This is a genomic window from Brevundimonas guildfordensis, from assembly GCF_014836405.1.
GTDB lineage: Bacteria > Pseudomonadota > Alphaproteobacteria > Caulobacterales > Caulobacteraceae > Brevundimonas > Brevundimonas guildfordensis.
This window is the reverse complement of the sequence record NZ_JACSQU010000002.1, coordinates 101,144-117,268: the sequence shown is the minus strand read 5'-3', so window position 1 is coordinate 117,268 and position 16,125 is coordinate 101,144. Positions and strand designations below refer to the sequence as shown.

The 16,125-nt window shown below is 68.8% G+C and carries 19 protein-coding genes; 4 read left to right on the top strand and 15 right to left on the bottom strand.

The genetic code is table 11. From position 1 onward, the window contains the following. Positions 1–96: 96 nt before the first annotated feature. The 8 genes from H9656_RS08980 to H9656_RS08945 form a co-directional block, all read right to left on the bottom strand. Complete coding sequence (locus tag H9656_RS08980; RefSeq protein ID WP_191743929.1) at positions 97–1,191, bottom strand: murein hydrolase activator EnvC family protein; 1,095 nt, start codon at positions 1,189–1,191, stop codon at positions 97–99. Continuing rightward, positions 1,191–1,655: a 23S rRNA (pseudouridine(1915)-N(3))-methyltransferase RlmH gene (gene rlmH, locus H9656_RS08975; RefSeq protein ID WP_191743928.1), complete on the bottom strand. Its 465-nt coding sequence runs from the start codon at positions 1,653–1,655 to the stop codon at positions 1,191–1,193. The genes H9656_RS08980 and rlmH overlap by 1 nt, the downstream gene beginning before the upstream one ends. A gap of 24 nt (positions 1,656–1,679) precedes the next feature. Next, a complete protein-coding gene (rsfS, locus tag H9656_RS08970; protein WP_191743927.1) occupies positions 1,680–2,114 on the bottom strand; it encodes a ribosome silencing factor in 435 nt (144 codons plus the stop codon). A gap of 114 nt (positions 2,115–2,228) precedes the next feature. Next, entirely contained in the window at positions 2,229–2,915 is a 687-nt protein-coding gene (locus H9656_RS08965) for a nicotinate-nucleotide adenylyltransferase (protein ID WP_191743926.1), read from the bottom strand. A gap of 135 nt (positions 2,916–3,050) precedes the next feature. Then, the gene (locus H9656_RS08960) at positions 3,051–3,668 is read right to left on the bottom strand and encodes a DUF6655 family protein (RefSeq protein ID WP_318240624.1); all 618 of its coding nucleotides are present in this window, start codon (positions 3,666–3,668) and stop codon (positions 3,051–3,053) included. Continuing rightward, positions 3,665–4,105: a VOC family protein gene (locus tag H9656_RS08955; RefSeq protein WP_191743925.1), complete on the bottom strand. Its 441-nt coding sequence runs from the start codon at positions 4,103–4,105 to the stop codon at positions 3,665–3,667. Before H9656_RS08955 ends, H9656_RS08960 begins: the two co-directional genes overlap by 4 nt. 8 nt (positions 4,106–4,113) lie before the next feature. Then, positions 4,114–4,353, bottom strand: a complete 240-nt coding sequence (locus H9656_RS08950; protein ID WP_024355136.1) for a zinc-finger domain-containing protein — start codon at positions 4,351–4,353, stop codon at positions 4,114–4,116. A 57-nt stretch (positions 4,354–4,410) separates the two neighbouring features. Next, a complete protein-coding gene (locus tag H9656_RS08945; protein WP_191743924.1) occupies positions 4,411–4,701 on the bottom strand; it encodes a hypothetical protein in 291 nt (96 codons plus the stop codon). A 189-nt stretch (positions 4,702–4,890) separates the two neighbouring features. On the opposite strand from H9656_RS08945, the gene H9656_RS08940 reads away from it, so the two are divergent. Continuing rightward, the gene (locus H9656_RS08940) at positions 4,891–5,865 is read left to right on the top strand and encodes an ABC transporter ATP-binding protein (protein WP_191743923.1); all 975 of its coding nucleotides are present in this window, start codon (positions 4,891–4,893) and stop codon (positions 5,863–5,865) included. Between the two features lie 25 nt (positions 5,866–5,890). On the opposite strand, the gene H9656_RS08935 is transcribed toward H9656_RS08940, so the two are convergent. Then, positions 5,891–6,286, bottom strand: coding sequence for a Tat pathway signal protein (locus H9656_RS08935; RefSeq protein WP_191743922.1), 396 nt, complete (start codon positions 6,284–6,286; stop codon positions 5,891–5,893). 77 nt (positions 6,287–6,363) lie between these two features. Between H9656_RS08935 and H9656_RS08930 the strand changes: the two genes are divergently transcribed. Beyond that, positions 6,364–6,840 (top strand): RNA pyrophosphohydrolase, encoded by a 477-nt coding sequence (locus H9656_RS08930; RefSeq protein ID WP_191743921.1) that lies wholly within the window; start codon positions 6,364–6,366, stop codon positions 6,838–6,840. 84 nt (positions 6,841–6,924) lie between these two features. Here H9656_RS08930 and H9656_RS08925 read toward each other — a convergent pair whose 3' ends face one another. From H9656_RS08925 to H9656_RS08905, 5 genes are all read right to left on the bottom strand, one after another. Continuing rightward, positions 6,925–7,194, bottom strand: coding sequence for an ATP synthase F1 subunit epsilon (locus H9656_RS08925; protein WP_003166300.1), 270 nt, complete (start codon positions 7,192–7,194; stop codon positions 6,925–6,927). Positions 7,195–7,197: 3 nt separating this feature from the next. Then, entirely contained in the window at positions 7,198–8,718 is a 1,521-nt protein-coding gene (gene atpD, locus H9656_RS08920) for a F0F1 ATP synthase subunit beta (RefSeq protein ID WP_191743920.1), read from the bottom strand. Positions 8,719–8,755: 37 nt separating this feature from the next. Next, positions 8,756–9,625, bottom strand: a complete 870-nt coding sequence (locus H9656_RS08915; protein ID WP_191743919.1) for a F0F1 ATP synthase subunit gamma — start codon at positions 9,623–9,625, stop codon at positions 8,756–8,758. Positions 9,626–9,662: 37 nt separating this feature from the next. Continuing rightward, positions 9,663–11,195 (bottom strand): F0F1 ATP synthase subunit alpha, encoded by a 1,533-nt coding sequence (gene atpA / locus H9656_RS08910; protein ID WP_191743918.1) that lies wholly within the window; start codon positions 11,193–11,195, stop codon positions 9,663–9,665. A 67-nt stretch (positions 11,196–11,262) separates the two neighbouring features. Beyond that, positions 11,263–11,817: a F0F1 ATP synthase subunit delta gene (locus H9656_RS08905; RefSeq protein WP_191743917.1), complete on the bottom strand. Its 555-nt coding sequence runs from the start codon at positions 11,815–11,817 to the stop codon at positions 11,263–11,265. A 332-nt stretch (positions 11,818–12,149) separates the two neighbouring features. Between H9656_RS08905 and H9656_RS08900 the strand changes: the two genes are divergently transcribed. Together H9656_RS08900 and H9656_RS08895 are read left to right on the top strand one after the other, a co-directional pair. Next, a complete protein-coding gene (locus H9656_RS08900; RefSeq protein ID WP_191743916.1) occupies positions 12,150–12,977 on the top strand; it encodes a TerC family protein in 828 nt (275 codons plus the stop codon). A gap of 26 nt (positions 12,978–13,003) precedes the next feature. Continuing rightward, on the top strand, positions 13,004–13,789 hold the full coding sequence (locus tag H9656_RS08895) for a glutaminyl-peptide cyclotransferase (RefSeq protein WP_191744384.1): 786 nt from the start codon (positions 13,004–13,006) through the stop codon (positions 13,787–13,789). Between the two features lie 162 nt (positions 13,790–13,951). On the opposite strand, the gene H9656_RS08890 is transcribed toward H9656_RS08895, so the two are convergent. Then, the gene (locus H9656_RS08890; protein WP_191743915.1) at positions 13,952–16,114 is read right to left on the bottom strand and encodes a primosomal protein N'; all 2,163 of its coding nucleotides are present in this window, start codon (positions 16,112–16,114) and stop codon (positions 13,952–13,954) included. Positions 16,115–16,125: the final 11 nt, after the last annotated feature.

The following is a 16,125-nucleotide window of genomic DNA, read 5'->3' as shown; positions in this document are numbered from 1 at the left end:
CAGGGCGGCGCGGACGCCGCAAGGGGCGCGCGCGACAAGTCCGCCGATACAATCAGCGTCCGCGCCGATTTGAAAGGGATTTCGCGCGGTTGGGCGCTACTGCAGCCACGGCGCGGGATCGATGGGCCGTTCCTGGCGGCGCAGTTCGAAATAGGCCTCGCCGTCCTCGCCGGTGCGGCCCAGGGTCTGGCCGTCGGCCACGCGCTGGCCGGTCTCGACCTCCAGCCGGTCCAGCCCGGCGATCACCGCCCGCCAGCCGGGGCCCAGATCCAGGATCACCACCTCGCCCCACTCCTTCAGCGGCCCGGCATAGGCGACGCGGCCCGCCGCCGGCGCGCCCACCGCCTCATGACTGGAGCGCCAGGCCCAACCGGCCGAGCGACCGCCGAAACGCTGCGACGGCGTGCCGGCGATGGGCGGGGTCAGACGGTTGCGGCCGGCCGGCAGGCGAGCGACGGGGGCCGCTTCGGGCGCCTCCGCCACCTGGGGCGTCTGCCCGCCCAGTTCGCGGATGCGGGCTTCCAGCGCCCGCGTGGCCCGCTCGGCCCGCGCAGCCTCGGCCCGCAGGACCGAACGCAGGGCGGTCTTGCGCGCCGTCAGGCCCTCGATCTCGGCGCGGCGGTCGTTCTGGGCGCTCTCGACGGTGAACAGGCGCTCGCTGGACAGGGCGGCCAGGCGGCGGATGCGGCCGATCTCGGCCTGGCGCTCGACCAGGGTCTCGGCGCGCTTCTGCAGGTCGGGCGTGATGGCGCGGATCAGGATGGAGGCGCGCACCGTATCCACCGCCTGATCAGCCGGGATCAGCAGGGGCGGCGGCGGCTTGCGGCTCATCATCTGCAGCGCGGACAGCAGCCGTCCCTGCGCCGCGCGCTCGCGCGACAGGGCGGCGACCAGATCGGCCTCGCGCTCGGCCAGTTCCTTCAGGCGGGCGCGCTGGGCCTCCATCTGGACATCGTCTTCAGCCTCGGCGCGGCGCAGATCGCGCAACTGGCGGTCCAGGTCGACGATCTCTTCGGCGGCGGCGGCGGCTTCGGCGCGCAGGCGACGGGCGCGGGCCGTCTCGTCGCGATACTCGGCCTGAAGCCGGGTCAGTTCGGCGCTGGCCTGGCCCGCACGCTGGCTGGCCGCCGGCCCGGCCAGGGCCAGCAGCAGGCTGGAGGAAGTCAGAAGAAGAACGGCCCCGGATCGCATCAGTCGCGATGATAGGGCGAACCGGCCAGAATGGTCACGGCCCGATACAGCTGTTCGGCCAGCATGGCGCGGGCCAGGGCGTGGGGCCAGGTCTGCGGCCCGAAGGCGAGGGTCGAACGGGCGGCGCGGCGCACGCTCTCGTCCAGACCGTCGGCGCCGCCGATGACGAAGACCAGCCGCCGCTCCCCCTGATCGCGCAAGGCGGCCACGTGGTCGGCGAAGGCGCGCGACGAATAGGCGCGCCCCCGCTCGTCGCAGGCGATCAGGTGCGCGCCCTCGGCGGCGGCGAGCAGCAGCTCGGCCTCCGGTCCCTTGCCGGGCTTCTTCGGCTCCAGGTCGATGAGTTCGAGCGGGCCCAGGCCCAGCGCCCGCCCCGACAGGGTGGCGCGGCGGGCGTAGTCCTCGGCGAGGGTCGCCTCGGGACCGCGGCCCGGCTTTCCGATGGCCGCGATCGCCAGCTTCATGAGGTCAGCCCGTCGTCAGGTGGATCAGCCGCGGACGGGGCCGCCGCGGTGGGCGCTGTCGACCGCCCAGATCTTCTCGATGTTGTAGAAGGTGCGCACTTCGGGGCGGAACAGGTGGACGATGACGTCGCCTGCATCCAGCAGCACCCAGTCGCAGTGCGGCAGGCCCTCGACCTTCACCTTGCCCAGGCCCCGTTCCTTGAACAGGCGCAGCAGGTGGTCGGCGATGGCGCCGACGTGGCGGTGCGAACGACCCGAAGCCACGATCATGGCGTCGGACATCGGGCTCTTGCCGCGCAGGTCGATCAGGACGATGTCCTGAGCCTTGTCTTCGTCGAGTTTGGCGAGGATGGCCTGTTCCAGCTCGGTCGCGCCGACCGGCAGGGGCTGGCGCTCGTCGCTACTGGGGCCGTCCTCGGCCTGACCGTCTTCGGAATGGACGGAATCCATCAGGTCCATTTCGTGCGCCGCATTCGAAACGGCGTCTTGCGCATCGTGCGCGGTCGAGGGGGTCAGCGGAGGGCTCCAAGGCGATTTACTAAAACTCCAGTCTAGCACGCCCGGCGCGAAAGGTCACCCGATCGGATTCGACTCTTCGCCTCGCGCCGCGCGCGAAGCCCGGATGGCGGTCGACGAGCGATGATTCAGGGGCGCCGAGAGATAGGTCCAGGCCGGCGCCTCAAGGCTGGGCAGCAGCCCCGCCTGGGCCATGGGCACGCGATACCGCGCGAACCGCACGGCCGCCGGCGCGGTGCGGCTGTCCAGCAGGCTGCCCGGCCGGGCGATGACCGCCACGGGGACCAGCCGCATGATATCGGTCCAGCCGCGCCAGCGGTGGAAATCAGCCAGGTTGTCGGATCCCATCAGCCAAACGAACTGCACGCCCGGATGGCGCGCGACGATGGCGCGCAAGGTGTCGACGGTCCAGCGCGTGCCCGCCCGGGTCTCGAAATCCGACACGATCATCGCCGGGCCGACCGTCTCGGCCGCCGCCTGCGCCGAGGCCATGCGCTCGGCCAGCGGCGCGGTCTCATGGGCGGACTTCAGAGGGTTTTGCGGCGACACCAGCCAGACCACGCGATCCAGCCCCAGTCTCTGCATAGCCGTGGCCGCGACATGGGCATGGCCGTCGTGGGCCGGATTGAACGAGCCGCCGAGCAGGCCGACCTTCATCCCCGGCGCCAGGTTCAGCCCGTCGCGCAGGGCGCCTCGGCGAAGACCGGAGCCTTTCGGCGCAGGACCGGCGTGGAAGAAGGACAAGGGCGTCTCTTGCGGCGGGCGGCGAACGAATGAGCGCGGCCAACGCCTTATGCTCACCTGCGCCCTAACACGCTCCGAAGCGGCTGTCTCGCTCCGCGAACGGACTGAGAGACCCGCGCGCGCCTTGGCCGCGCCCTAGAATTCCTTCCAGCTCGACCCCGGATCGCGCTCGCCCGGCTGGGCCAGCTGCTGCCCCCAGGTGATCATCATGAAGGCCTTGTGGGCGCGGATCTTGTACTGGCCGATCATCGGCGTCACCGCCCCCAGCGGCATGCCGGTGCGTGCGTCGTAAAGAAAGCCCGAGAACTCGGCCACGCCCATGCGGTCGCGGTTGGAATAGAGCGACACCTCGGGGATGGAGACGACGTTCAGGCTCTCATTGATCGGCACGCGCATGTCGGGGATGCCCACCACCCGGCGCAGCTGGTCCAGCGACAGGGCCCCGGCCCGCACCTCGAAGATGGCGTCCGCCTCGCCGCGCTCGCGCACGATGGCGTAGCCGGCTTCCGACAGGGCGGCGCGGATGGCGCTCAGCGCATAACGGGCGTTCTCGGCCTGGAAATAGGTCTCGTCGACAAAGACGCGCGCCCCCTGGGGGATCGGCAGCGTCAGCCCCTCGACCGCGCGGTCGGCGGCGCGATTGACCAGCAGCATGTCGGTGGCCGTCCGCGCCGGATTGGTCTCGGTCACCATGGCGCAGGCGCCCAGGATCAAGAGCAGGGCGGCGGGCAGCAGCCTGCGAACAGCCCTCACCAGGCGCCCACGTTGGGCATGGAGGCCCACGGCTCGGCCGGAGCCAGACGCTCGCCCGCCTGGAGCAGTTCGATCGAAATGCCGTCCGGCGAACGGACGAAGGCCATGTGGCCGTCGCGCGGCGGGCGGTTGATGACGACGCCGCCGTCCATCAGGCGCTGGCAGGCGGCGTAGATGTCGTCGACCTGGAACGCCAGGTGGCCGAAATTGCGGCCGCCGTCGTAATCCTGATCGTCCCAATTGTAGGTCAGCTCGACCTCAGGCGACTTCTCGGCCTCGGCTCGCGCCTTGTCCGCAGGGGCGGCCAGGTAGACCAGGGTGAAACGCCCGGCTTCATAGTCGGCGCGGCGCGTCTCCTGCAGACCCAGCAGGTCGCAGTAGAAACGCATCGAGGCGTCCAGGTCCTTCACCCGGACCATGGTGTGCAGATAACGCATGACCGGCCTCAGTGCGCCTCGGGCGGGCGGGCCGCCGGGTCGAGGTATTCGTTCTCCGGCTGCGGATGCGCCGACAGCACGAAGCGGCGGTCGCAATAGCCGCACTCGATGAAGTCGTCCTCGCCCATGTCCATATAGACCAGCGGGTGGCCCAGGGCGCCGCCGCCGCCGTCGCAGGCGACGCGCTTGGTCGAGACGACGATCTCTTCGGGGGGAGGAATGACGGCTTCGAGATGGCGGGGAGGCATGATCCGGTCCGGTCTGGAGAGGCTTTGCGCCGTTCCTAGGCGGACCGGAACCTCAGGTCAAACGTCCGACGCGGCGGGCTTGCGGCCCATCACCTTGTCGAACAGCGCCTTGCGCTTCTTGAACAGGGTCAGGCCCAGGCAGCCGGCGCCGACCCACAGGCCGACCTCGCCGACCACGGCGGCGACAGCGGCGATGATCGCCGCCTGGGTCATCGGCAGATACTCCAGCTTGCCCGCGCCCAGGGCCAGGGCGAAGCCGACGTAGCCGACGGCGCAGAAGCCCATGGCGATGAAGCCGATCAGGCGAGTGCGGGTCAGCGGTTTGCGCGAGGCGATGGCGGTGGTCATGGCGTTTCCTTATCCAAGCGAAGTTGTCTTTCTGACAAGCAAGCTAGACACACCTCTGCACCCCGTCAAGCGACTTTTACATATCGTCTCGCAGACTTGTCTCCGCCCTCGCGACGACGCCTTGGCGAACCGCGCCGCGCCCCCTACCTATGCCGTCCGCCCATACCTGCCCGAGTCGAAGTCCGCGCCATGACCCAAGCCCCCGCCCTGCCCGTCAACGCCATCGAGGTCAGGGGGCTGAAGAAGACCTACAAGGGCTCGCGCAAGTCGCCGCCGAAGACGGCCCTGCGCGGCGTCGATCTGACGGTTCCGCGCGGCTCGATGTTCGGCCTTCTGGGCCCCAACGGCGCGGGCAAGTCGACCCTGATCAACATCATCGCCGGGGTGGTGAACAAGTCCGAGGGCACGGTCCGTATCTGGGACCGCGACATCGACCACGAGGCGCGCGACGCCCGCTCGGCCCTGGGGGTCGTGCCGCAGGAAATCGTCGCCGACGTCTTCTTCACCCCGCGCGAGGCGCTTGAGGTCCAGGCCGGCTTCTACGGCGTGCCGGCGGACGAGCGCCGCTCGGACGAGCTGCTGGCGGCCCTGGGCCTGTCTGACAAGGCCAACGCCTATGTCCGCGCCCTGTCGGGCGGCATGAAGCGGCGCCTGATGGTGGCCAAGGCCCTGGTGCACAATCCGCCCGTGCTGATCCTGGACGAGCCGACCGCGGGCGTGGACGTCGAGCTGCGCCGCCAGCTGTGGGACTACGTCCGCAAGATCAACGAGGAGGGGGTGACGGTGATCCTGACCACCCACTACCTCGAAGAGGCGCAGGAGCTGTGCGACACCATCGCCATCATCAACCGCGGCGAGGTGGTGGCCTGCGAGCCGACCGAACAACTGCTGAAGCGGCTGGACACCCGCAACGTGGTGGTGACGCCCGAGACGGCGCCCGCGACCCTGCCCGTCCTGAACGGCTTCCACGTCGCCCCGCGCGCCAACGGGGCCTTCGTCGTCACCTACCGCACGGGCGAATCCAGTGTCGAGCAGGTGCTGGCCGCCGTGCGCGCGGCGGGGGTGACCATCAAGGACATCGCCACTGAGGATCCGGACCTGGAAGACGTCTTCCTGGCCATGACCTACGGCGACGCCAGCCGCCCGGACCCGACGCAGGACTGAGCGGGCGGGCGTCGCCGCCCTGCCGTCAGGCGACCATCACCGTGCCCAGCAGCAGCTTGGCGCCCGGCTTGCCCAGGATGGCGTCAGTGGCGTGCTGCAGGGCCACGACCAGCCATTCGACATTGGGCGGCGCATCGGGCAGCAGCCGTTCGGCGGCGATGCGGACAATCTCGTTATAGGCGGCGCTGAGGCGCGGCTGCGACAGGCGCGCCCGCTCCATCAAGGCGCCGTCGGCGATGTCCAGCCCTGTCTCGACCGTCATGATCCCGCGCCGGCCGTCGCGACGCAGCACCGTGGCCGTGGCGGTCGGCAGGGACAGATAGCCGCCCTTGCCGCCCCCGCTCTTGTCAGGCGAAGCGTGGGCGACGCCCGCCCATGCGAGGCCGCTCAAAGTCAGGCCGATCAGATGACGTCTGTCCATGCGGCGACCTTAGTCGCGGGGCCTTTCTCGGACGTTGACGCCTAGCCCGCACCGAGACGGCGGCGTATGCGAAGGGCATGAGCATCGATCTGTCCCTCTATCGCCCCAACGTCGGGGTCGTCCTGTTCAACCCGGCCGGCCAGGTCTGGTTCGGCCGCCGAGCCGACACGCCCGAGCCGTGGAACTGGCAGTTCCCGCAAGGCGGCGTCGACGACGGCGAGGACCTGGAGGCCGCCGCCCGTCGTGAGCTTCACGAGGAAACGGGCGTCCGCTCCATCGCCCTTCTGGGCCGCACGAGCGACTGGATCCCCTATGACTTCCCCGAGGGGCTGCCGAGCCCGAAAAGCTGGAAAGGGCTGAAGGGCCAGCGCCAGCAGTGGTTCGCCTTCCGCCTGACCGGCGCCGAGGACGAAATCGACCTGAACGGCCACGGCGAGCCCGAGTTCGACGCCTGGCGCTGGGGCCGGCTGGACGAAGCGCCCAGCCTGATCGTGCCGTTCAAGCGGCCGGTCTATGAGCAGGTGGTGCAGGCGTTCGGAGCCTGGGCCGCCTAAGCGCGCCGCCCGCCCAGCCCTGGCCCACGAAAAAGGCCCCTCGCCGGAGCGAGGGGCCTTTGATCGTTTCAGCCGCACGACGCTTTAGTTCGCGACGAGCTCCGAAGCCTCTTCGGCCAGGATGGTCAGGCCTTCGCCATTGACGTCGGCGAAGCCGCCCTTGACCTCGAAGCGGCGACGCTGGGCGCCGTCATAGACGGTCACCACGCCTTCGCGCAGGGTGGTCATGAAGGGCGCATGCCCCGGCAGGACGCCGAAGTCGCCCTCAACGCCCGGCGCATCGACCTGATCGACCGAACCGGCGAAGACTTCGCGTTCCGGGGCGACGAGGGAGAAGTTCAGCTTACCGGCCATGACTTAGGCTTCCGCAGCCATCTTGGCGGCCTTCTCGACGGCCTCTTCGATGGCGCCGACCATGTAGAAGGCGGCTTCCGGCAGGTGGTCGTATTCACCGTCGCAGATCGCCTTGAACGAGCGGATGGTGTCGGCCAGCTCGACGAACTTGCCAGGCGAGCCGGTGAACTGTTCGGCCACGAAGAAGGGCTGCGACAGGAAGCGCTGGATCTTGCGGGCGCGCGACACGACCAGCTTGTCGTCTTCCGACAGCTCGTCCATGCCCAGGATGGCGATGATGTCCTTCAGCGCCTTGTACTGCTGCAGGATTTCCTGAACGCGGCGGGCGACCTGATAGTGCTCTTCGCCGATCACCAGCGGGTCCATGATCCGCGAGGTGGAGTCCAGCGGGTCCACGGCCGGGAAGATGGCCTGGGCGGCGATGTCGCGGTTCAGAACCGTGGTCGCGTCCAAGTGGGCGAACGAGGCGGCGGGCGCCGGGTCGGTCAGGTCGTCAGCCGGGACGTAGATAGCCTGGATCGAGGTGATCGAGCCCTTCTTGGTCGAGGTGATGCGCTCCTGCAGGTTGCCCATCTCGGTGGCCAGCGTCGGCTGATAGCCCACGGCCGAGGGGATGCGGCCCAGCAGAGCCGACATTTCCGAACCGGCTTGCGTGAAGCGGAAGATGTTGTCGATGAACAGCAGGACGTCCTTGCCCTCTTCATCGCGGAAGTACTCGGCCTGGGCCAGGCCGGTCAGGGCCACGCGGGCGCGGGCGCCGGGGGGCTCGTTCATCTGGCCGTAAACCAGCGCGCACTTAGAGCCTTCGCCGCCGCCGGCGACGTTCACGTTCGACTCGATCATCTCGTGATACAGGTCGTTGCCTTCGCGGGTGCGTTCGCCCACGCCGGCCAGAACCGAATAACCGCCGTAAGCCTTGGCGATGTTGTTGATCAGTTCCTGCATGGTCACGGTCTTGCCGACGCCGGCGCCGCCGAACAGGCCGGTCTTGCCGCCCTTGGTGTAGGGGCAGATCAGGTCGATGACCTTGATGCCGGTGACCAGGATTTCCGACGAGGTCGACTGCTCTTCAAACGAAGGCGCCTCGCGGTGGATCGGGCGGAACTCGGTGGTCTTGATCGGACCGGCTTCGTCGATCGGCTGGCCGACGACGTTCATGATGCGGCCGAGCGTGCCCGGGCCGACCGGCGCCATGATCGACTTGCCGGTGTCGACGACGGCCTGGCCGCGCGTCAGACCTTCGGTCGTGTCCATGGCGATGGTGCGGACCATGTTCTCACCCAGGTGCTGGGCGACTTCCAGGACCAGGGTGAAGGGCTCGCCCGTCTTCTGGTCGACGTTCTGGGTTTCCAGAGCGTTCAGGATGCCCGGCAGGTGGCCGTCGAACTCAACGTCGACGACGGCGCCGATGACCTGGGCGATCTTGCCCTGGCCCGCGACGGCGGCGGGAGCGACGGCCGGAGCGGCCTTCTTGGCGGCCGGCTTCTTGGCGGCGGGTTTCTTGGGAGCGGTGGTGTCGGTCATCGGGGTTTATCCGTGTCGAATGTCAGCTGTGTCGGGATCAGAGCGCTTCAGCGCCGGCGATGATCTCGATCAGCTCGGTGGTGATCTGGGCCTGGCGGGAACGGTTGTACTGCAGCGTCAAGGCGCTGATGAGGTCGCCGGCGTTGCGCGTGGCGTTGTCCATCGCGGCCATCTGGGCGCCGAAGAAGCCGGCCTGGTTTTCCAGAAGGGCGGCCAGGATCTGCGTCGTCAGGTTGCGCGGCAGCAGGGTCTCGAGGATGTCCTCTTCCGACGGCTCGTACTCATAGAGCGCGCCGGCGTCGGCCGAGGCGTCGGCGTCGACTTCGGCCGGAGCCAGCAGACGCGACGACGGGACCTGAGAGATCACCGACTTGAACTGGCTGTAGAAGAGGGTGACCTTGTCGGCCTCGTCCGCCTCGAACTTTTCAGCCAGCAGCTCGGCGATCGGCTGGGCCGAATGCAGGCCCACCGTCTTGTGCTCGCTCAGCTCGAAAGTCTTGACGACCTTGTCGCCGAACAGGCGGGTCAGCTGGTCGCGCGACTTGCGGCCGACAGCGACGATTTCGACGTCCTTGCCGTTGGCGATCAGGCTGTTGATGTGGTCCCGCGCGGCGCGGATGACGTTGGTCGAGAACCCGCCCGCCAGACCCTTGTCGGCCGTGGCGACGACGACCAGGTGCTTCTGGTCGGCGCCGGTTCCGGTCATCAGGCGCGGGCCGTCGTCGCCGACGCCCGCCGCCAGGTTGGCGATGACCGAGGCCATCCGCGACGCATAGGGGCGGGCGTTCTCCGCCTGCTCCTGGGCGCGCTTCAGCTTGGCCGCGGCGACCATCTGCATGGCTTTCGTGATCTTCTGCGTCGCTTTGACGCTTCCGATCCGATCGCGCATTTCCTTGAGGCTAGCCATCCGGCTCTGCTCTTCCTTTGACTACAGGGCCGAACGATCAGGCGAAGGTTTTGGCGAAGGCCGCCAGAATGTCCTTCAGCTCGGCTTCCAGCTCGGGCGTCAGGGCCTTCTTGGTGCGGATGCCTTCCAGCAGCGAGGCGTGGTTGGCGTGGATGCGGGCCAACAGTTCGCTCTCGAAACGGCCGACCTGCGACACTTCGATGGCGTCCAGGTAGCCGCGCGTGCCGGCGTAGATCGACACGACCTGCTCCTCGACGGCCAGCGGCGAATACTGCGGCTGCTTCAGCAGCTCGGTCAGGCGGGCGCCGCGGGCCAGCAGGCGCTGGGTCGAGACGTCCAGGTCCGAGCCGAACTTCGCGAAGGCGGCCATTTCACGATACTGGGCCAGCTCGCCCTTAATCGAACCGGCGACCTGCTTCATGGCCTTGATCTGGGCCGAGGAGCCCACGCGCGACACCGAGATGCCGACGTTCACGGCCGGACGGATGCCCTGATAGAACAGGTCCGATTCCAGGAAGATCTGGCCGTCGGTGATCGAGATCACGTTGGTCGGGATGTAGGCCGACACGTCGTTGGCCTGGGTTTCGATGATCGGCAGGGCCGTCAGCGAGCCCGAGCCGTAGTCCTCGTTCAGCTTGGCCGAACGCTCCAGCAGGCGGCTGTGCAGGTAGAAGACGTCGCCCGGGTAGGCTTCACGGCCCGGCGGACGGCGCAGCAGCAGCGACATCTGGCGGTAGGCCACGGCCTGCTTGGACAGGTCGTCATAGATGATCAGGCCGTGCATGCCGTTGTCGCGGAAATACTCGCCCATGGCGGTGCCGGCGAACGGAGCCAGGAACTGCAGCGGGGCCGGTTCCGACGCCGTGGCGGCCACGACGATGGTGTATTCCAGCGCGCCCGACTCTTCGAGGGTCTTGACGATCTGGGCCACGGTCGAGCGCTTCTGACCGATGGCGACGTAGATGCAGTACAGCTTGGCCGACTCGTCGTCCGACTTGTTGACCGTCTTCTGGTTCAGGATGGTGTCGATGGCGACGGCGGTCTTGCCGACCTGACGGTCGCCAATGATCAGCTCGCGCTGGCCGCGGCCGACCGGGATCAGGGTGTCGATCGCCTTCATGCCCGTCTGCATCGGCTCGTGAACCGACTTGCGCGGGATGATGCCGGGGGCCTTCACGTCGACGCGGCGACGCTCGGTGAACTGGATCGGGCCCTTGCCGTCGATCGGCTCGCCCAGCGGGTTGACGACGCGGCCCAGCAGGCCCTTGCCGACCGGCACGTCCACGATCTCGCCCAGGCGGCGCACGTCGTCGCCCTCGGCGATGTCGGCGTCCGCGCCGAAGATCACGGCGCCGACGTTGTCGCGTTCCAGGTTCAGGGCCATGCCCTTCACGCCGGCCTTGGTGAACTCGACCATTTCACCCGCCTGGACGTTGTCCAGGCCGTGGATGCGCGCGATGCCGTCGCCGACCGACAGCACCTGGCCGACGTCGGAAACATCGGCTTCCACGCCGAAGTTGGCGATCTGCGACTTGAGGATGGCCGAGATTTCGGCGGCGCGGATATCCATGATTGGCTCTTTCGGCTTTCGTCTTCGGTGCGGGCCCGCTGGCCCGGCTTGAACTGAAATTCGGGGTTTAGGCGCGCTTCAGCGCAAAGGTCATCTGGTCGAGCTTGGTCTTCAGCGAGGCGTCGAACAGCTTCGAGCCCACCTTGACCTTCAGGCCGCCCAGGATCGACGGATCGACGCGGGCGGTCAGTTCGGGGTCGCGGCCCAGGGCGGCGCGCAGCTCGCTCTGGATCTTCTTGGTCTGGGCGGCGCTGAGAGCCACGGCCGAGACCACCTCGGCGGCCACAACGCCCGTCTTCTTGGCGTACAGCGCCTCGAAGGCGGCGATCACGCCCGGCAGGTCCGCCGCGCGGCCGTTCTGGCCCACCAGGCCCAGGAAGTTGCGTGTCGTCGCCGTGAACTGCGCCTTGTCGGCGATGGCCGTCAGACCCTTCGCCTGATCATCCGAAGAGATCAGCGGCGACGTCGCCAGGCGACGCAGATCCGCGCTGTCCAGCCAGGCGGCCTTCAGCGCGCGCAGATCAGCGCGCACGGCGTCCAACGCCCCCGTCTCGTCCGCGAGGTCGAACAGCGCCTGTGCATACCGTCCGCCGACTTCCGTCGTCCTGAAATCGTCCGCCACTTATATTTGGTCCGCGTCTGAAGCGATTGTCGCAAGACCGGCGGCAGTCGCCTGCGCCAGTCAAGGGCCTGATATGCTTTAAGAAAGCACGCTGGGGACGCATCTTTCGATACGCCCTTCGCTAAAGCCGCGCGGCTGATACCATGCAAGGCCGCAACCCGCAACCAAGGGGCGCGGAACGATAACGCCGCACCCGCGCTCTCTTTGGTCGAAGACGTACCGGTCTAGCTGGACCCGAGAGCCGTGCCTGCGACGATGACGACGCGTTCGACCGCTTGATGCGTGCTCACGCTCCCGTTACCGGAAAGCCTTAACCTCCATCAGGACCCGCGATGCTTGAAAGCATAACCCCGCTATTGACCGATCCCGCCGCCTGGGCGGCCCTCGTGACGCTGATTGTCATGGAGGTGGTGCTGGGGATCGACAACCTGATCTTCATCTCGATCCTGTCGAACAAGCTGCCGCCCGAGCATCGCCAGCGGACGCGCCGCATCGGCATCGGCCTGGCGCTGATCATGCGCCTGGGCCTGCTGGCCACCATCGGCTGGATCGTCGGCCTGACCCAGCCCGTCTTCGACCTGGGCATCCATGGCGAGACCTTCGACACCGCCTTCTCCTGGCGCGACCTGATCCTGATCGCCGGCGGCCTGTTCCTGCTGTGGAAGGCGACGAAGGAGATCCACCATTCGGTCGACACCACCCCGTCGAACGACCTGCTGGAGAAGGACAAGAAGGACGTCGTCATGAACAATGTCGGCGCGGCCATCTTCCAGATCATCCTTCTGGACCTGGTCTTCTCGGTCGACTCGATCCTGACCGCCGTCGGCATGACCGAACACGTGCCCATCATGATGGTGGCCGTCGTCGTCGCCGTGACCGTCATGCTGTTGGCCGCCGATCCTCTGGCCAACTTCATCGACAAGAACCCGACCGTGGTCATGCTGGCCCTGGGCTTCCTGCTGATGATCGGCGCCGTGCTGATCGCCGACGGCTTCGGCGTCCACGTGCCGAAGGGCTACATCTACGCCGCCATGGCCTTCTCGGCTCTGGTGGAAGGCCTGAACATGTGGTCGCGCAACGCCCAGATCAAAAAGAACCAGGCCGAGGAAGCCGCCAAGGCCGCCCTCAACAAGGCCGAAACCGCCGAGCCTGGCGTCTAAACGTGCGCATCGGGCCGGTCCTGGCGATGCTACTGCTGGCGCTTTCCGCGCCGGCGGCGGCGCAAGCGCCGGGGCCGGCCCCCTCTTCTTCCCCCGCCCAGCCAGCGCCCGCGCGCGTTCCCGTCTACGGCTATGAGGTGGTGCGGCGTTTTCCCCACGATCCGACCGCCTTCACCCAGGGGCTGGTCATCCGCGACGGCGTGCTGATCGAAAGCACCGGCCGCGATCCCTCCGGCGTGCGCCGCGTGCGGCTGGAGGACGGCGTCGTGCTGGAGAAGCGCGAACTGGACCCGGAATACTTCGGCGAGGGCCTGACCGAGGCCGACGGCCGCGTCTTCTCCCTGTCCTGGATCAACGGCGTCGGCTTCATCTGGGACGCCAGGGATCTCAGCCTCCTGTCGCGCTTCGCCTATGACGGCGAAGGCTGGGGGCTGACCCACGACGGGTCGCGCCTGATCCTGTCCGATGGATCGACGGCCCTGCGTTTTCTCGACCTCGACACCCAGGCCGAGACCGGGCGCGTGACGGTCACCCTGAACGGTCGTCCGCTGGGTCGGCTGAACGAGCTGGAATGGATCGACGGCGAGGTCTGGGCCAACGTCTGGCAGACCGACTACATCGTCCGCATCGACCCGGCGTCCGGCCAGGTGGTCGGGGTCATCGACCTCAGCGGCCTGCTCAAGGATCCGGTCCAGGATCCGGCCGACGACGTGCTGAACGGCATCGCCTGGGACGCCAAGAGCCGCCGCCTGTTCGTCACCGGCAAGAACTGGCCCGCCCTGTTCGAGATCAAGCTGACCGGGCCGAGGTAGGCGCGGCCGTCGCCCCTCACCCCTCCCTCCACCGTCATCCTTGGGCTTGACCCGAGGATCAAGCGGCCCGCGCGCTCGCCGTCTCCAAAGTCGCGCCTGCGGATGGACCGATCCTCGGGTCAAGCCCGAGGATGACAGAGAGTGGGTAGGCGCCAGCGCGCCCTACAGGAAACTATAAGGGTCCACGTCCACGGTCAGCCGCACCGAGGCCGGGACCTTCACCCGCGCCAGCCAGGCGCGCAGGAAGGCCTGCAGGTTCACATCGCGATCCGCCCGCACCAGCAGCCGCTTGCGTCGCCGCCCGCGGACCAGGGCCAGGGGCGCGTCGGCGGGACCATAGACCTCCAGCCGCTCGGCGTTGGGGATGGCTTCGGCCAGATCGCGGGCGACCTTCTCGACCGCCATGGCGTTCTCGCTGGACAGGATCAGCGCCGCCAGACGGCCGTGCGGCGGCAAGGCCGCCGCCTCGCGCTCGGCCATCTCGGCCTCGACGAAGGCGTCGCGGTCGCCCGCCGCCAGCGCCTGAAGCACCGGATGCTCGGGCGTCCAGGTCTGCAGCAGGGCGCGTCCCGGCTTGTCCGCCCGCCCGGCCCGGCCCGTGGCCTGAGCCAGCAGCTGATAGGTGCGCTCGGCCGCGCGCAGGTCGCCGCCGCGAAGCCCAAGGTCCGCGTCCACCACGCCCACGAGCGTCAGGCGCGGGAAGTTGTGGCCTTTCGCCGCAGCCTGGGTGGCGACCAGAATGTCGATCTCGCCGTCGGCCATGGATTGGATCAGGGCGCGGGCCGACTTGCCGTCCGGCACGGTGTCCGAGCTGAACACGGCGGTGCGCGCCTCAGGGAAGAGCTGGCGCACCTCCTCCTCGACCCGCTCGACGCCAGGCCCCACCGGGACCAGCGAATCCTCGGCCCCGCACGAGGGGCAGGCCTTGGGCTTGGGCATGGAGAAGCCGGTCAGATGGCAGACCAACCGCCCGGTGTAGCGGTGCTCGACCAGCCATGAATCCGTGTCCGGCGCCGTCAGCCGATGCCCGCACGACCGGCACAGCACCACCGGGGCATAGCCGCGACGGTTGAGGAACAGCAGGCTCTGTTCGCCGCGCGCCAGCGTCTCGCCGATGGTTTCGCGCAAAGGCTGGGACAGCCAGGTCTGCGGATCCGGCGGACATTCGCGCAGGTCGATCAGCCCGATCTCCGGCAGCACCGCTGCGCCGTGCCGCGCCGCCAGCTTCAGCCAGCGATACCGCCCCTGATGGGCGTTCCACAGCGTCTCGAGCGACGGGGTGGCCGAGGCCAGCACCACAGCCGCCCCCTCGATCCGCGCCCGCGCGACGGCCAGGTCGCGGCCGTGGTAGACCAGCCCCTCCTCCTGCTTGAACGAGCCGTCGTGCTCCTCATCCACCACGATCAGCTTGAGGTTGGCGTAGGGCAGGAACAGGGCCGAGCGGGCCCCGACGACGATGTTGCAGCGGCCGGCGACCACCGCCTCCCACGCCTGTCGACGGCGCGGCGGGGCGACGCCGGAATGCCATTCGGCCGGGGCGACGCCGAAGCGGGCGGTGATGCGCTCGATCACCGCCTGGGTCAGGGCGATCTCGGGCAGCAGGATCAGCACCTGCGCCGTCGGATCGGCCCGCAGCGCGCGCGCCGCCGCCTCCAGATAGGCCTCTGTCTTGCCCGAGCCCGTCACCCCGTCCAGCAGGAAGGGCGCGAACCCGCCCGCCGCTACGGCCTCGGCGATGGCCGCCGCCGACGCCGCCTGATCCGGATTCAGGGTCGCCGGCGCATGATCGGGATCAGGCGCATCGAAGGCGGCGACCGCCTCGACCTCGAAGGCCTCCAGCACCCCTTCGTCGACCAGTCCCTTGACCACGCCGGACGAGACGCCCGCCGCCCGCGCCAGATCGGGGCCGGGCATGGACCGCGCGCCCAGCGCCTCCAGCACCGCCGTGCGCGCGGTCGTCGGGCGGGCGGGACTGCGTCCCTCGACGCGCCGCACCCGCCGCTCGGGCCGAGGCCGGGGCGCGCGCAGGCCCTTCAGCGCCGTGGCCGCCATCTCGCCCGGCGGGCTGAGGGTCCAGCGCGCCGCCCATTCGACGAAGTCCAGCGTCCGTTCCGGCAGACGCGGATCGGCCAGCACCTGTTCGACCGCCTTGAGACGCCGATTGGAGCCGGTCGTCTCGAACACCTCGGCGACCACGCCCCGGATCAGGCGCGGGCCCAGCGGCACGGCGACCTGATCGCCGCGCGCGACCGGCAGTGCCTCGGGGACTTCGTAGTCGAAGGCTTCCGGCACCGGCAGGGGGATGAGGACGGAGGCGACTTTCACTGCCCGCCCCC

What these genes read in the sequence shown, in the direction of transcription:
- H9656_RS08980 (WP_191743929.1), bottom strand. Translation starts at nt 1,191, where the DNA reads ATGCGATCCGGGGCCGTTCTTCTTCTGACTTCCTCCAGCCTGCTGCTG.
- H9656_RS08930 (WP_191743921.1), top strand. Translation starts at nt 6,364, where the DNA reads ATGAGCATCGATCTGTCCCTCTATCGCCCCAACGTCGGGGTCGTCCTG.
- H9656_RS08900 (WP_191743916.1), top strand. Translation starts at nt 12,150, where the DNA reads ATGCTTGAAAGCATAACCCCGCTATTGACCGATCCCGCCGCCTGGGCG.
- H9656_RS08935 (WP_191743922.1), bottom strand. Translation starts at nt 6,286, where the DNA reads ATGGACAGACGTCATCTGATCGGCCTGACTTTGAGCGGCCTCGCATGG.
- rsfS (WP_191743927.1), bottom strand. Translation starts at nt 2,114, where the DNA reads ATGGACCTGATGGATTCCGTCCATTCCGAAGACGGTCAGGCCGAGGAC.
- H9656_RS08955 (WP_191743925.1), bottom strand. Translation starts at nt 4,105, where the DNA reads ATGCGTTATCTGCACACCATGGTCCGGGTGAAGGACCTGGACGCCTCG.
- H9656_RS08950 (WP_024355136.1), bottom strand. Translation starts at nt 4,353, where the DNA reads ATGCCTCCCCGCCATCTCGAAGCCGTCATTCCTCCCCCCGAAGAGATC.
- atpA (WP_191743918.1), bottom strand. Translation starts at nt 11,195, where the DNA reads ATGGATATCCGCGCCGCCGAAATCTCGGCCATCCTCAAGTCGCAGATC.
- atpD (WP_191743920.1), bottom strand. Translation starts at nt 8,718, where the DNA reads ATGACCGACACCACCGCTCCCAAGAAACCCGCCGCCAAGAAGCCGGCC.
- H9656_RS08945 (WP_191743924.1), bottom strand. Translation starts at nt 4,701, where the DNA reads ATGACCACCGCCATCGCCTCGCGCAAACCGCTGACCCGCACTCGCCTG.
- H9656_RS08925 (WP_003166300.1), bottom strand. Translation starts at nt 7,194, where the DNA reads ATGGCCGGTAAGCTGAACTTCTCCCTCGTCGCCCCGGAACGCGAAGTC.
- rlmH (WP_191743928.1), bottom strand. Translation starts at nt 1,655, where the DNA reads ATGAAGCTGGCGATCGCGGCCATCGGAAAGCCGGGCCGCGGTCCCGAG.
- H9656_RS08940 (WP_191743923.1), top strand. Translation starts at nt 4,891, where the DNA reads ATGACCCAAGCCCCCGCCCTGCCCGTCAACGCCATCGAGGTCAGGGGG.
- H9656_RS08915 (WP_191743919.1), bottom strand. Translation starts at nt 9,625, where the DNA reads ATGGCTAGCCTCAAGGAAATGCGCGATCGGATCGGAAGCGTCAAAGCG.
- H9656_RS08895 (WP_191744384.1), top strand. Translation starts at nt 13,004, where the DNA reads ATGCTACTGCTGGCGCTTTCCGCGCCGGCGGCGGCGCAAGCGCCGGGG.